We start from the raw sequence: 14,797 nt of genomic DNA on the forward strand, positions 1-14,797 counted from the left end.
GTCTGAGCGCGTCCGGAAGCCCGGATTTGGGGACCGTGGGCGAGGGCCCGTGGCGTGGTCTCGCCCACGGTCGCCGCCGGCCGCTCCCGACGGGAAGCCCTGACGTAGCGACTGGCCCCTCGAACATTGCACCCTGAAACCCGGAACGCCTCGTACGAACGGTCGACCAGTTACGCCTGCGGATCAGGTAAGGCCCGTCAGACCCTCGTCAGCACCGGCTCGCTGGCTGGCTGAGCGGGCTCGCGGGCCGGACGGCCGGGCCACCAGACCTTCGGGCCCAGGTGCACCGCCAGCGCCGGGATCAGCAGGCTCCGGACCACGAAGGTGTCCAGGAGCACGCCGGCCGCGACGATCACGCCGATCTGCACCGATGGCACGAGCGGCAGGATGCCCAGCGCCGCGAACGTCGCCGCGAGCACCAGGCCGGCGCTCGTGATCACGCCGCCGGTAACGGTCAGGGCGTGCAGGACACCGCGGCGGTGGCCCAGCTGCCCGACCTCCTCGCGGGCCCGGGTCATCAGGAAGATCGTGTAGTCGACGCCGAGCGCCACCAGGAACAGGAACGTCTGCAGCGGGGCGCCGAAGAACAGCTTGGTGTAGCCCATCGCGTGCAGCACGAACCCGGCGACGCCGAGGGCGGCCGCGTACGAGAGCACCACGCTGCCGATCAGCAGCAGTGGGGCCACCAGCGCCCGCAGCAGCACCATCAGGATCACGAACACCACGGCGAGGATCAGCGGGATGACCACGCGCTCGTCCCGGCTGGACGCGGTGTCGGTGTCCAGGTCGATCGCCGTCTGGCCGCCGACCAGGGCCTCCGCGCCGGGTACCGCGTGCACCGCGTCCCGCATCCGCTCGACCGTGGCCTTGGCAGCGTCGCTGTCGGGCTCCGCGTCCAGCACCGCGCGGATCATCACCCACTGGCCGTCGGCCGAGGTCTGCGGTTCGGCGACCGTAGCCACCCCGTCGACGCCGCGCAGCGTGGTCGCCACCGGGTCGGCAGCGCTCGCCCGTGCCACGACCTCGGCCGGCAGCGCCGAGCCCTCCGGGAAGTGCGCGGCGATGATGCGCTGGCCGGTCACCGAGCCGACCTCCTTGGTGAACGTCTCCGCGCCCGGCAGGCCCACGCTCAGGTTGCCGATCCCGATGGTCAGCAGGCCGAGCACCGCGGCGGTGCCGATCCAGACGCCGCGCGGCCGCCGCCCGACGAACGCGGACACCCGGGCCCACATGCCGTGGTCCGCGGCCACGTCGTGGCCGACCGCGTCCGGGCTGTAGCGGGGCACGAACGGCCAGAACAGCCACCGTCCGAACAGGACCAGCACGGCCGGGAGTAGCAAGGTCATCACCAGGAACGCCGCGGCGATGCCGACCGCGCCGACCGGGCCGAGGCTGCGGGTGGAGTTGAGCTCGGCGGCGAGCAGGCAGAGCAGGCTGATCGCGACGGTCGCCGCCGAGGCCAGGATGGCGGGGAACGAGCGGCGCAGCGCGACCCGCATCGCGTCGTGCCGGTCGCGGTGCCGGCGCAGCTCCTCGCGGTACCGGGCGATCAGCAGCAGCGCGTAGTCGACGCCGACGCCGAAGACAAGCACGGTGAGCACGCTCTGGCCCTGGAAGTCGACGGTGAGCCCGGCGTGTTTGGCCAGCAGGTACACGACCGCGCTCGCCACCTGGCTGGCCACACCGACGCAGATCAGTGGCACCAGCCACAGCACCGGGCTGCGGTACGTGAACAGCAGCAGCAGCGCCACCACGCCGGCGGTGACCAGCACGAGCGTGATGTCCATGCCGCCGAACGCGTCGAACAGGTCGTCGGTGGCGCCGGCCGAACCGGTCAGCCCCGTCTGCAGCCCGGCCGGCGGCGCGTTCGCCAGCTGGTCACGGACCTCGCCGGTCGACTCGACCTGCTGGTCATCGTCCCCGGCGAGCGGGAAGGAGAGCAGCAGCGCCTTGCCGTCCTCGCTCGCGATCGCCGGCGGCACCTGGCCACCCTCGGCGTACCGCGCGAACGCCGCCCGGTCCGCCTCGGCCTTGGCCCGGTCGGCGTCGGTCAGCCCGGCGTCACGGGCGTAGACCGCGACCGCGACGAGCCGGTCGGAGCCCGGGAAGGCCGCCTCCGCCCGCTCGAACGCCTGGGTGGCCTCGGCGGTGCGCGGCAGCCACGCCACGGCGTCGTCGGTGACCACGTCGGCGAGCTTGACGGCGAGCGGCCCGACCGCGGACGCGATGACGAGCCACAGCGCGATGGCCAGAAACTTGGTACGCCTGCCCGACGGCAGTCTGGTGATCCAGTGCCAAGACATCTCGGGTTCCTCCCTCGGAAACTGTCACTTCCGATCCTTCGGGCGTCGCCGGAAACGGACACTGGTCGCAGGCCCCCAAGGGGGGTGGGGTTAGCCCTACCGGCAATCACCGGCAGGTCGGCCAGAATGGGTGGCGTGAACGAGGAGCTGATCCGCTTTGTGACCCGCGGCCTGGCCGCGAGCGTGCGGAGCTTCGTCATCGGCCTGGTTTTCTACGTGTGCGGCATCGTGCTGCTCGTTCTGTCAATCGTCTCGATCTCGTTTCTGGCGCTCTTCGGCGTCGGCATCTTCCTCGTGCCGCTCGTGATGGTCGCGGTCCGCGCGCTGGCCAACGAGCGGCGCAAGCTGGCCGGCCAGTGGTCCGGCGTGGAGATCCCGATGCCGTACAAGCCGCGCCCGCCGATGGAGTCCTTCGGCGTGATCGGCGCCTGGCAGCGCTGCCGGTGGATGCTCGGCGACCCGGCGACCTGGCGCGACCTGCTGTGGCTGCTCTGCTCACCGCTCACGCTGGCGCTCGGCATCCTGCCTGCCGCCCTGGTGGGGTATGGCGTCGAGGGCATCCTGGTCATGCCGACAGTGCTCCAGTTCGTCGACGGATACCACTACGGCCCCGGCTGGCTCATCGACATCCCGTTCGAGGGCATCGCCGCGATCCCGCAGGGCGTGCTGATCCTCGCGCTCGGCCTGGCCGCCTCGCCGCCGCTGCTGCGGCTGCACGACCGGGCCACCAAGCTGCTGCTCGGCCCCACCCGCCAAGCGGTGCTCGACCAGCGGGTGCGGGTGCTGACCCGCACCCGGGCGGAGACCGTCGACGCGCAGGCGGCCGAACTGCGCCGGATCGAGCGCGACCTGCACGACGGCGCGCAGGCCCGGCTTGTGTCGCTGGGCATGAGCCTCGGCCTGGCCGAGGACCTGGTCACCCGGGACCCGGCCGCCGCGCAGAAGCTGCTCGCCGAGGCCCGCGACGCCAGCGACCTGGCCCTGGCCGAGCTGCGCGACCTGGTCCGCGGCATCCATCCGCCGGTACTGGCCGAGCGCGGGATCGACGGCGCGGTGCGCGCGCTCGCGCTCACCCTGCCGATCCCGGTCGAGGTGGACATCGAGCTCCGCGGCCGGCCGCAGGCCCCGGTCGAGTCCGCCGGCTACTTCGCCATCGCCGAGGCCCTGGCCAATGTGGTCAAGCACAGCCACGCCACCCGCGCCTGGGTGCTGGTCCGGCACGACGGGCGCAGCCTCGGCATCACGGTCAGCGACGACGGGGTCGGCGGCGCCAACCCCGCCGGGGGCACCGGGCTGCGGGGGATGGAGCGGCGCCTGGCAGCATTCGATGGAACGGTCGCCGTGAGCAGCCCGCCCGGCGGCCCGACCGTCGTGACCATGGAGCTGCCGTGCGAGTTGTCATCGCCGAAGACCTTGCCCTCCTCCGGGACGGGCTGATCCGGCTGCTCAACGCGTACGACTTCGAGGTCGTCGAGGCCGTCGACAACGGGCCTTCGCTGCTGCCCGCGCTGCTCAAGCACCGCCCGGACGTGGCGGTGGTCGACGTGCGCCTGCCGCCCACCTTCACCGACGAGGGCCTGCAGGCCGCCATCGCCGCCCGCGAGCAGGTGCCGGGCCTGCCGGTGCTCGTGCTGTCCCAGCACGTCGAGCAGCTGTACGCCCGCGAGCTGCTCTCCGACCGCACCGGCGGCGTCGGCTACCTGCTGAAGGACCGCGTGTCGCACGTGAGCCAGTTCATCGACGCGGTCAAGCGCGTGGCCGCCGGCGGTACCGCCCTCGACCCCGAGGTGGTCGGCCAGCTGCTGGCCCGCCGCTCGGCCGAGGAGCCGCTGAAGGCACTCACCCCCGCGAGCGCGAGGTGCTGGGCCTGATGGCCGAGGGCCGCTCCAACAACGCGATCGCGAGCCGCCTCTTCGTCACCGACAAGGCGGTCGGCAAGCACATCAACAACATTTTCACCAAGCTCGGCCTCCCGCCGTCCGACGACGACAACCGCCGCGTGCTCGCGGTCCTCACCTACCTGAACGGCTGAGCCGGCTGATGAGGACCGGGGCGTAGCCGTGGCAGGCGGCCGTCCTCCTCGATCTGGCCGTAGCCCAGGACGGTCAGGCGCTCGTGGACCTCTTCCGGTGCAATACCCAGGTGATAGGCGGCCTGGAGCACGTGCATCCTCGGCACCAGCTGCCGCGGGTCGAGCCAGCCGGACCGGGTGCTGAGGTCGGCGCGCATGATCGCGCAGTCGCGGGGCCGGGGTGGCCCTTGCCGACCGGGGAGAGGTCGGTCGGTACCAGGTAGCCGAGCTCGGCCAGCCTCCCCGTCACGTCCGCGATCTCCCGGTGGGTGCCCCAGGCCGCGTGGATCATGTCGGCGAGCGTCAACGGGATGTGCGGATCGAGCATCGTGCGGTCCCGCACCTTCGCCGAGATCAGGTACTCGTCGTCCGGCTCCACGGCGGTGGCGGTGATCCGGTCCGGGGCGAACGGAACCGGGTAGCCCATGCGCGAGAGCTGGTCCGCCGCGTCGGCGACGCGGAAGCCGGCGCGCCGGGCGGCGGTCAGCAGGTGGATGACGGAAACCGGCTCGTTGGTCGGAATCCAGGGCTGCCGGCCGTCGCAGTGCTGGCTCGCGAGCACCAGGTCTTCGTGGCGTGGCGCGCCGGCGCCGATGACGTCCGCGTACCCGGAGAGGGTGTACCCAAGTGTGGTCAGGCGGGCGGCGACCTGCGCGTTTGTGAGTGCGTTGTCGGCCGCGGTCGTGGCGATGTGTGCGGCCTTGACCGGCGCGGTGAGGTCGAGCCACCTGCGCAGCTGGCCCGCGGAGTCGACGACAATTTCCTGGGAGATGGTCACGTCGACCGGGTCGAACGAGTCGGCTGTCAGGTCGCCGGCCTCGAAGCCGGGCCGGTACCCGTGCCGCACGAGGGCGGCGTGCAGGTCTGCCACCGCACGGCCGGTCGACTGTGCCAGGTGGAGCAGCTGCGCCGGGTGGAGCTCGTCGGTCAGGTAGGTGTGTGCCTCGTCGACGGGCAGCTCGGCGAGCGCCGCCCACACGTCGTCGTCGACGCTGACAAGCCCGTCCGGGACCTGGTAGCCCAGCGGCCGCAGGCGAGCGGCGACCTCCTCGCTCGGCAGCTCCAACCGCTCGGCTGCCCGGTGGATGTGCAGCGCCGGGACCGGCTCACGGCCGCTGAGCCACGGCGACCTGCCGTCGAGGTCGCGGCTGACGACGATGCGGTCCGTCGGGTCGGCACTCGTCACGGTCACGGCGGCCGGGTCGATGTCCAGCTCGTACCCGAGCTCGGCGAGCCGCTGGCCGACCTCGGCGACGCTGCGCCTCGTCCAGCTGGCGGCGTCCAGGAGGTGCGGGACGCGCACCGGCTCGCCGTAGCTCAACCACCGCCCCACCGAGCCGAGCGCGGTCGCCATGATCGTGAGGTCGAACGAGTCGGGCACCTCGGGATCGGGCTCCGGCCATGCGCCGCGATAGCCCAGCTCCTGGAGCCTGGCGCGCACGTCGGCCACCGAAGCGCCGAGATCCTGTGCGCACTGGATCACCGCGCCGAGGGGCACGTATCCGTCGCGTCCGGTGCTGGCCACCTCCAGGAGCCTGAGGTCGGAAGGGCGCCCCACGGTCACGTCCAGCCAGCTCTGGTCGACCTTCGTCATGCCCGGACAGAGGCCGGCCGCGAGTAGCGCGGTGACACGCCAGTCCTCGACGTCCTCTTTGGACGATCCGCAGTCCAGGAACGTGCGCACGATGCCGTCTTCGGTCGTCATCGTCTGCACGAGGTCGCCGTCGCCAAGGTGGCATCCGGCAAGGGCCAGGTCGATCCGCTGCCCGCCGATCTCCCAGTCGAACCCACCTTTTTCGAGGGCGGCGGCGAGTATCGCGTCGGCCACCAACGGTCGGGACCGCCCGAACCCGGCCAGCCACGCCCGCGTCAGCACCAGCGTCTGGCTGTTGATCAGCGCGGGCACCGCCGCCAGCATGTCCTGACCGATCAACGCGTCGTCGTAGGAGATCACCTTGGTCCGGTTGACCGACAGGATCGGTGCCCGGTCTCGACGCAGGTTGACGACCGCGCCCGTGAAGGAGTGGTCGAGCGCGAGACCGTCGCTGAGAAGCTGACCTTCGTTGCACCACCACAGGTTGCCGCCGGGCACCGGGACGACAGGTCCGCGGTACCGCCCGGAGCGCTCCGCCGTGGTCTCGGCACTGGGCGACAGCGTGTCCGGGTCCCACTCGCACCGCTCGGAGCCGTAGGTGGCTTCGGTCCGGAACTCCGCGACGACCAGCTCACGCTGGAGGAACTGGACGCACGAGGGCGCCGCGACGCCTTGGCGCAGGTGCAGGCGCACCCGGGTGCCGGGCTCCTGGCCCGGGCCGAGCGGCTGGATGCGAAACAGCGTGCCGGGGCCGGCGATGGAGACCCTCAGCCGCTCACCCGGGCGGCCGTCGCGGCCCATGCGGCAGGTCTCCAGCGTGATCTCGTCGGCGAGCATGAAGTAGCTGAGTACACCGATGCCGAAGCGGCTGTTCGGGTACAGCGTGACGGGGTCGTCGAGCGCCGCCCACTCCGCCTGCTCCTCGAGGAACTCCGGCAGGTCGGAGAAGCGGGTGCCGGCCTCGGCGAAGACGGCCTCGAGCTCGCGGATGCCCATGCCGACGCCGTTGTCCTCGCAGTCGATGTACGGGCGCCCGTCCTCCTCGCCCTGCGTGAACCTGATGCGACCCCGCCAGCTCGGCACCGGCTGGTGGGTCCGGTGCAGGTACGTCAGCCGGGCCTCGCGGTACCGGCAGGCGTCCAGCGCGTTCTGGTACAGCTCGCGGATCGCCAGGTCGGGGTCGCCGTAGAGCTGCTTGCCCATCAGCAGCTCCTGGATGCGCTCGTCGGCCAGGCGGAAACGGATCCCGGCCGACCGCTGCGCGTAGCTGATCTTTGCCGGGCTGGGCAGCACGTAGTCCGCGGACACCTTCACCGGCAGCGCCTGCAGGGGTGCCATGGCGGCCTCGGTGTTCGCCGCGCGGTGCACCTCGGCGAGCAGTTCGTTGACCCTGTCCACGTGACCGCGCAGGCCTAGCTCCAGGGCCGGGTGCGGGCACGACGCGCGCAGGATGCGGGAGCTGCCGAGGCGGTCCCACACCGCCTCGTGTACCGCTTGGCGCAGCTCGGCCAGCGAGATCCCGTCGTTGGTGCCGACGTGCTCGACGACGACCTCGGGCAGCCGGATGATATCGATCGCCATGGCCTGTGCGACCGCGAGCATGTAGAGGACCAGGCGCTGGCGCAGCGGCTGCTCCTGGTCCGTCCCCGGTGCGAGCACCGTCTCGCCGCCGGGGATGCGGGCCTGGTCCTCCAGCGCCAGAAAGCCCGGATCCGCGCGCAGGTACGCCAGGAACGCGGCGACCCTCTCCAGCGACAGCGTCTCGGCGGTCGGCTGCCTGCGTACCGGTGGTTCGGAAAGCGTCATCGCCATCGCGAAGGAGGCGGGGTCGTAGATGTCGCCACGACGCAGGAGCCACCGGTGGCGCACCCATGAGCGGATGTGTCCTTCGACGGCGTGCTGTCCGGCCTGATGAAGCACGTCCATCCGGCGGTCGAGCCGGCCGAGCCGCTCCTGGTAGAGCCGGAGGCTGGCGGCTGCGGCACTGCTGGCCGGAACGATGTCGTTTACGGGTGACTCTGGCAGCTCACCGGTCTCGACGAGGGCGGCCTGCATCGCGAGCCGGTGGAAGAGGTGGTGGATGAACGGCATCGCGACGAGCAGCGCCGCCTCGGGGGCCGAGAGCGGGAGGTCGCCGAGCAGAAACAGCAACAGCTTGGTGCGCTCGACCGTCCGGTCGACAAACTGCTCCTCCATCCAGGACCAGCCGAGCGTGGACCGCCACAGGTCGTCGGGATCCACGCCCTCCTCGACCACGTCGGGCGCGTGAACCTGGACCGCCTGGGCCACCTCCTCGGACCACACCGCCAGGTCGGTGGCGTACTCCGCCACCAAGGCGGTGATGTCCTCGCGGAGGATGTCGCGGGCCGGCGATGGCTCGACGTGCTGCCAGGCGCGATGGCTCCGCGCGAGCTGCACCCACCGGTGCTCTCCCATGCGCTGGACGTCGGTGGCGGGCAGCACCACAAAGGAGTCCCGGACGTGGCGACCCTTGAGGCTGACGTCCTGTGTGGAGGCGCCGTTGGCGGCGGCAAGGCTGGCGCAGCGGTGCTGCACCATCCGCCGAAACTGGGCCAGGGTGAGCGGTGCCGGTGCCTCTTCGAGCACGAGCTGCACGGCGCGCGCGAAGGCGCTGTAGGTCTCGCTCTCGTCACTGAAGAACCGGGAGACCTGTCCGGGCCCGCAGCCGAAGAGGAAGGCCGCGTTCGGGTGGCTGTGGACACTGATCCTGCCCTGGCTCCACCAGATCCTGGACGTGACGTCCACATTGGAGTCGACGAGCCCTTCGCGGCAGGCGTCCACCAGAAACAGGACGCTCCCGGCGCGCGTGCGGTCGATGTCTTCGGACCAGGAGTCCAGTGACACGCAGTGGTCTGTCCACGGTGACCAGCGCAGGTCGACATCGGACGGCACGAGGTAGTCGGTGCCCTGGTGGTTGAGCCCGTGCCCGCTCAGGAGGATGAGCAGCGAGTCGCCGGGCGCCGCGCTGTGGAGAAAGTCGCGCACGTCCGCCTTGACGGTCGACATGGAGTAACGCTGGCCGGCGTCCTGATGCGCGATCTCGTAGCCGCGCGCGCTGAGTGTCGCGGCCATCCTGCGCACATCGCCGGCGACGAACGGCAATGGGCGGATCCTGCTGTCGCTGTACTCCGAAATGCCGATCAGGAGCGCGCGAAATGCCACGGGCGCTAGCTCCGGAAGACGAGAGTTATCGCACCCTTGGCGCCGACCTGTGAAGTGCCGATCAGCTGGACGCCGCCGCTCGCCGTCACCTCGAAGGCAAGGTGTGCCTCCGCAAGCTTGAGGTCACCGACCGGCGCGATCGCGTCGGAGAGCACCTCGCGGAGCTGGGTGACGGTCTCGCGGAGACTCGCACGCAGCGCGGCTGTGGGCACCCATCGCAACGCCACCTCCCGCCCGACCATCGGAATGATGCCCATCGTGTCGCCATCTGCCGGGTCGTCAATCGCCACGAGAAAGGGAAGCCTAGAACCGTCTGTCGTGTCGTCCAGATTCATGCGCGTCCTCGTCGATGGTGGAATGGCAAATGCTACGGGAAACCGGCGCACGTCAACGCCGCCCGTTCCGGCGGCAATCAATGCCCACTCCGTCACCTCATCGAGGCAGGCGGTCGCGCGTGCCCTCAGCGGGTGTCGGCTGGGGAGAGGCGGCCGGTCGGGCGGTAGCGCACGCACATCACCGTGCGGTCGCCGTCGGCCCAGGTCTCCGGCGTGGGGAGCACCGGGTACAGGGCGACGCCCGGATCGCCGGCCGGCCAGCGGCGGGACTGTGCGCGGCGGCAGCCGTCCCACGCGTACGTCCGCAGTGCCGCTTCGTCCCACTCTCCGTCGGGCACCTGGACAAAGCCGTACGACTGGTTCTGCGCGCCCTCGGCACACGGGCGGTACACCACGATGACGTCGGCGAACGTGACGTCGTAGGCCGGGTCGTCGAAGCACTCGCCGGCCTCGATGTTGAGGACGCCCGGCGTCTCGGCGTCGAGGAAGCTGTCGTCCTTGACCACTGTGTCCGGTCGGGACGCGGCGGTGACAAGGCCGCCGAGCAGCGCCGTGGAGAGCAGCGCGCCCGCGACCCGCGTGCCGAGTGAAGTGACCATCGCGAACGGCATCCTAGAAATCGATCAACGAACCTGGCCCTGCCGCCCGACGGCGCGCCGCTCGACGCCGGATGAACAGTACCGGAAAATCGTGCGAATGGTGCAAATAGGCCAGCGTATTCGATCATGAGTTCACCGATCGGCCAGCCGCCGGTCGTGGAGCCGTTGGCTGTCGCTGGCTGAATGCCCGTCGAGCCACCGCTTGCCGGCGGTGGCGGCTGTCCTCTACCCCGAGGGGTGAACCAGCATTGTCTGACCTCAGAAGACCGTGGTCGACCGGGCCGCGGCGCGCCGTGCTCGCCGGTATCGGCGCCGCCGCGCTGCTCGCGGGCGGTTTCGCCGCCGGCCCGGCGGCCTTCGGCGAGGCGGCTCCCGGCAAGCACCCGGCCGCGGAGATCCACAAGCCGTCGCCGGTGCCGGACCGCATCGTTCTCACACCGACCGACACGCCGGCGACCTCGCAGCGGGTCACCTGGCGCGCCGAGGCCACCGCCGAGTGGGCACAGGCGGAGATCCTCGAGGCGCCGAAGGCGCTCGGCCAGGTGGCACCTCCCACCGGGGCGGTGACCAACGTCAAGGCGCTCGCCACGACGCCGGTCAACACCTCGCTGGGGTACGCCTCGACGTACCACACCGTCGAGTTCACCAACCTGAAGCCGGACACGCGGTACACGTACCGCGTGGGCGACGGCACCAACTGGAGCGAGTGGATCGACTTCACCACCGCGGCAGCCGGCTTCCAGCCCTTCTCGTTCATCTACTACGGCGACGCGCAGAACTACATCGACACCGCGGTGCCGCGCGTGTTCCGCCAGGCGTTCGCCGACCGCCCGCGGGCCAAGGCGATCGTCAATGCCGGCGACCTCATCGACTCCGCCAACAGCGAAGAGCAGTGGGGTCAGTGGTTCAAGGCCGGCAGCTTCATCGACGGCCAGATCAACAACATCTCGGTCACGGGCAACCACGAGTACAGCGGCAGCACGCTGTCCTCGTTCTGGGCGCCGCAGTTCCCGTACCCGAAGAACGGACCGGCGTGGGGTGACAACCCGGCGCTGGACCGCACCGCGTACTACGTCGACTACCAGGGCGTGCGCTTCATCGGGCTGAACAGCAACGTGCAGAGCATCCCCGAGGTCATGGCCGCGCAGACCGCGTGGCTTTCGGGCGTGCTGGCGACGAACCCGCACAAGTGGACGGTCGTCACGTTCCACCACCCGGTGTACTCGACCGCCTCCGGCCGCAACAACCCGATCGTGCGGGCGCAGTGGGGCCCGCTGTTCGAGAAGTACGGCGTCGACCTGGTCCTGCAGGGTCACGACCACACGTACGGCCGGGGCAGCACCGCGGCCTCCCGCAAGTCGGTGACCGTGCACGACAGCACCGTGTACGCGGTCTCCGTCTCCGGCGGCAAGATGTATGACGTCGACGGCTCGGTGTGGACCGGCAACGGCGCGGACATCATGAGCAAGAGCCAGGACACCCAGCTCTACCAGCTCATCGACGTCACCGAGGACACGATCCGCTACGAGGCGCGCTACGCCAACGGCCAGCACCACGACGGCGTGCTCATCCGAAAGAACAACGAGGGTGAGCGCACGGTCAACGAGATCCGTACCCCGCAGAACACCGTCGGCGAGCAGGTCGTGGTCAACAAGACCACCGTCGAGACGCAGGGCCGGCTCAAGGTCACCGCTTACGGGTACGACCCGGGCGAGAAGGTGACCGTGTACCTGCGCAACACCAAGTCCGAGGAAGGCAGGAAGGGCGTCTTCATCGGCTACAAGACGGCCGACGAGCTGGGCCGGCTCGAGTACACGTTCGAGCTGCCGCCGAGCGCCAAGAAGGACAGCACCCACGTGGTCTACCTGGACAGCCCCAACCAGCAGATCACCAGCCCGGTCATCACCGTAACGAAGTGACGGCCGAGGGCCCGCCGCCGGCGTGCGGCGGCGGGCCCAGGTTCGTCCATCATGGACGGAGATTCGGTGAGGCTTCCCCTTGTCGCCGCCGCGGTCGTGGCGGCGGTCGTGCTCCCCGCCGCGCCCGCGGGCGCGCACCCCTTCGGCCCGCCCTCGACCGCGCGGGTCAGTGCCGACGGTTCGACGGTCGCCCTGTCGTGGCAGGCAGCCGAGGACGACTGGGTGGCGCTCGGCCGCCATGTCGGCGCCTTCGACCGCGCGAGCCCGGACGTGACCGGTGCCGAGCTGCTGCGCCGCTCCCCGGCCGTGCGCGACTACCTGCTCGACCGCATCGTGGTAAACCAGGGCGGCCGCCGCTGCACCGGCGACCTGGCCGCGCTGGACGACGTGCTGGCCGAGGGGGCGCGACTCACCTTCGAGTGCCCCGCGCCGGTCGCCGACGTCGACGTGACGGTGACCGCGCTGACCGACGTCAACGACGCCTACCGCACGGTGCTGCGCGCCGACCCGCCCGCGACGCCGGACCAGGCGCTGTTCACCGCCGCCGCGCCGACGCGGCACATCACCTTCGGCGGCTCGGGCGGCAGTGCCGTGCGCCGGTCGGTGGTCACCGTGGCGGTCGGCGCCGCCGCGGCTCTCGTGCTCGTGCTCCTGGTGACGCTGGCGCTGCGGCGGCGCGCGAGGGCGCGGGCATGAGCGCCTTCGACGACCGGCTCGTAGCCGCCTTCGACGGCCGGACGGTCTTCTGGCTGGCGCTGTTCACCGCCGTCGCGGTCGGTGCGGCACACGCGGTCGCACCCGGGCACGGCAAGAGCGTCACGGCCGCGTACCTGGTCGGCACCCGCGGCAGGTACCGCGACGCGCTGCGCCTCGGCGTGATCGTGGCGGTGATGCACACGTTTTCGGTGCTCGTGCTGGCGCTGGTGTGGGTCGGCCTGTCCAGCGCGGCCAGCCTCGGCACGGAGACGGTCACCGCCTGGATGCAGGTGGCCGCGGGCCTCGTGGTGATCGCGGTCGGCGCGCACCTGCTGTGGCGGCACATCCGCAAGCGCCGCCACCAGCACGATCACTCCCACCACCACCACGTGCCCGACGACCCGTGGTCCCGGCGTGGCCTTGTCGCGCTGGGGCTGTCCGGTGGCCTGCTGCCGTCGCCGTCCGCGTTCGTCGTGCTGGTGAGCGGGCTGCTCACGGGCCGGGCGCTGGGAGCGGTGGTGCTGGTAGTGGCGTTCGGCGTGGGCATGGCGGTCACGCTCACCGCGGTCGGCGTGCTCAGCCTGCGGGGGTGGGCGCTGCTGTCCGGCCGTACCCGCAAATGGTCGACGGCCTGGATCCCCGCGCTGGCCGGCGCCGGCATCTGCTTCGGTGGGGCCCTCTACCTGGCCGCCGCGGTCTCGGTCCTGGCCGCCTGAGCCCCGGCCCGTGGAAATCGGGTCTGGGCGTGGCAGAGGGCAGCGTCGATAATGGGGCGATGGCGGCCGACCCCAAACAGGCGCGCGTCTCGCACCGCGAGCGGCTGCGCGCCGCCCGCGCGCTGCGGGACAGCGCACGCGAAGGGCGCCTTTCGGACGTCACGTTCCTGCACCGGCTACGCGTGGTGATCGACGCCCGCCGCCGCCGCGACCTGGACGCCGCGGTCGGCGACCTGCCCCCGGCCGGGTGGTGGGCGAGGGCCGAGGTGGCGTTCCAGGGCTGGTGGGAGCGCACGTTCGGCCCGCGGCAGGCCGCCCAGCTCGACCTGCGGCTGCCGCCCGCGCCCGGCCGCTACGTGATCGGCCGCGACTTCGAGTGCGACCTGCGGCTGACCCACGACTCGGTCTCCCGCCGGCACGCCATGCTCACCTCCGTCGGCGGCCAGTGGATGGTGGTCGACCTAGGCTCGACCAACGGCACGCGGATCAACGGCTGGCGCCTGCAGGTGCAGACCCCACTGCGCCCCGGCGACCTGCTCGACCTGGGCATGCAGCGCCTCCGCGTCGTCGCCTGAAGCACGCCAGACGGCTTTGGCCCCGCGAGCGTAGGCCCGCCAGCTCGTCGCGCGGCGGCCCTGAAGCCCACGCCGGCGAAGGTGCGATCCTGGCGGCCCAGAAGATCCAGCCCGAAGCAGACGCGAGCTACCGCGACGCCCGTCGTGGTCCAGACCATCGCTCCCGCGGCCTCACCCTCCGCGGTGGGCCGGCTCCGGCGGTGTCGCTCTTCGTGGTGGGCGGGCGCCCGTGGTCTTGCTCTTCGTGGTGGGCCGGCTCCCGCGGTCTCGTCCTTCGCGGTGGCTCGGCGTCCGCGAGGGGCCGTTGATCACCGCGGAGGTGACAGCGACAGCCCGCCCCGATGCGCGAGTTCGCCGCGAGGCAGGCGCAGCCGCCCGCTGTCCGTGACTGTCGATCGGGCGCCCGCGGCGTGAGGCTTCGAGCTCGAAGAGGGGCGCGAGTCCGTCCACGACGCGGCACCGCCGTCGCGGTCCGTGACTGTCGATCAAGCTGCAGGAGGCCTCGCGGCAAACTCTCTGGGCGAAACCGCAGCTCAGGTTACCTGCGGTGAGGCTGCCTGGCTTTCTTGGAGATTGCGCTGACCGGGCAAGACGCAAGATCTACGAGCGCGACCTGCTCCACCTGCTTGTCCACGCGGCCAAGCTTGCGAAAGTCGAGGCGTCGATACGGCGCACAAGGTTCCCAAGGTGGCTGCTGATCGTGTTGGATCCCTGGCCGCGTTGGCGCTACGCGTCCTGGACCGGTTCGCGCCCGCGTCGCCATCCGGATGCGCTGCCGGAGTGTCCAGAGCTGGGCGCATTGCTGC

Annotated in this window: 9 protein-coding genes and 2 pseudogenes; 6 read left to right on the forward strand and 5 right to left on the reverse strand. The window is 71.3% G+C overall.

Annotation, left to right across the window (positions count from 1 at the left end):
- Positions 1 to 197: 197 nt before the first annotated feature.
- Entirely contained in the window at positions 198 to 2,303 is a 2,106-nt protein-coding gene (locus Phou_RS46015) for an MMPL family transporter (protein WP_173070443.1), read from the reverse strand.
- A 135-nt stretch (positions 2,304 to 2,438) separates the two neighbouring features.
- On the opposite strand from Phou_RS46015, the gene Phou_RS46020 reads away from it, so the two are divergent.
- Complete coding sequence (locus Phou_RS46020; protein WP_246274663.1) at positions 2,439 to 3,740, forward strand: sensor histidine kinase; 1,302 nt, start codon at positions 2,439 to 2,441, stop codon at positions 3,738 to 3,740.
- Positions 3,692 to 4,335, forward strand: a pseudogene (locus Phou_RS46025) (response regulator). Before Phou_RS46020 ends, Phou_RS46025 begins: the two are co-directional and overlap by 49 nt.
- Here the strand turns inward: Phou_RS46025 and Phou_RS56125 are convergent.
- The 4 genes and pseudogenes from Phou_RS56125 to Phou_RS46040 all read right to left on the reverse strand — a co-directional run bounded on the left by Phou_RS56125 (position 4,320) and on the right by Phou_RS46040 (position 10,085).
- Positions 4,320 to 4,532, reverse strand: coding sequence for a wHTH domain-containing protein (locus Phou_RS56125; protein WP_443094379.1), 213 nt, complete (start codon positions 4,530 to 4,532; stop codon positions 4,320 to 4,322). The pseudogene Phou_RS46025 and the gene Phou_RS56125 overlap by 16 nt on opposite strands.
- 74 nt (positions 4,533 to 4,606) lie before the next feature.
- Positions 4,607 to 9,151: pseudogene (locus tag Phou_RS46030) on the reverse strand (wHTH domain-containing protein); the annotation flags it as partial.
- 5 nt (positions 9,152 to 9,156) lie between these two features.
- Complete coding sequence (locus tag Phou_RS46035) at positions 9,157 to 9,441, reverse strand: Pepco domain-containing protein (RefSeq protein WP_173070449.1); 285 nt, start codon at positions 9,439 to 9,441, stop codon at positions 9,157 to 9,159.
- Positions 9,442 to 9,611: 170 nt separating this feature from the next.
- Positions 9,612 to 10,085 (reverse strand): hypothetical protein, encoded by a 474-nt coding sequence (locus Phou_RS46040; RefSeq protein WP_173070451.1) that lies wholly within the window; start codon positions 10,083 to 10,085, stop codon positions 9,612 to 9,614.
- A 248-nt stretch (positions 10,086 to 10,333) separates the two neighbouring features.
- Between Phou_RS46040 and Phou_RS46045 the strand changes: the two genes are divergently transcribed.
- From Phou_RS46045 to Phou_RS46060, 4 genes are all read left to right on the forward strand, one after another.
- Entirely contained in the window at positions 10,334 to 12,004 is a 1,671-nt protein-coding gene (locus Phou_RS46045) for a purple acid phosphatase family protein (protein WP_173070453.1), read from the forward strand.
- A 66-nt stretch (positions 12,005 to 12,070) separates the two neighbouring features.
- Positions 12,071 to 12,700, forward strand: coding sequence for a hypothetical protein (locus Phou_RS46050; RefSeq protein ID WP_173070455.1), 630 nt, complete (start codon positions 12,071 to 12,073; stop codon positions 12,698 to 12,700).
- Positions 12,697 to 13,416 (forward strand): nickel/cobalt transporter, encoded by a 720-nt coding sequence (locus Phou_RS46055; RefSeq protein WP_173070457.1) that lies wholly within the window; start codon positions 12,697 to 12,699, stop codon positions 13,414 to 13,416. The genes Phou_RS46050 and Phou_RS46055 overlap by 4 nt, the downstream gene beginning before the upstream one ends.
- 59 nt (positions 13,417 to 13,475) lie before the next feature.
- A complete protein-coding gene (locus Phou_RS46060; RefSeq protein ID WP_173070459.1) occupies positions 13,476 to 13,991 on the forward strand; it encodes an FHA domain-containing protein in 516 nt (171 codons plus the stop codon).
- The last annotated feature ends 806 nt before the right edge of the window (positions 13,992 to 14,797 follow it).

It is taken from the genome of Phytohabitans houttuyneae (genome assembly GCF_011764425.1).
Lineage (GTDB): Bacteria > Actinomycetota > Actinomycetes > Mycobacteriales > Micromonosporaceae > Phytohabitans > Phytohabitans houttuyneae.

Coding starts and splice junctions, on each gene's coding strand:
- Phou_RS46015 (WP_173070443.1), bottom strand. CDS start 2,303: ATGTCTTGGCACTGGATCACCAGACTGCCGTCGGGCAGGCGTACCAAG.
- Phou_RS46060 (WP_173070459.1), top strand. CDS start 13,476: ATGGCGGCCGACCCCAAACAGGCGCGCGTCTCGCACCGCGAGCGGCTG.
- Phou_RS46040 (WP_173070451.1), bottom strand. CDS start 10,085: ATGGTCACTTCACTCGGCACGCGGGTCGCGGGCGCGCTGCTCTCCACG.
- Phou_RS56125 (WP_443094379.1), bottom strand. CDS start 4,532: ATGCGCGCCGACCTCAGCACCCGGTCCGGCTGGCTCGACCCGCGGCAG.
- Phou_RS46055 (WP_173070457.1), top strand. CDS start 12,697: ATGAGCGCCTTCGACGACCGGCTCGTAGCCGCCTTCGACGGCCGGACG.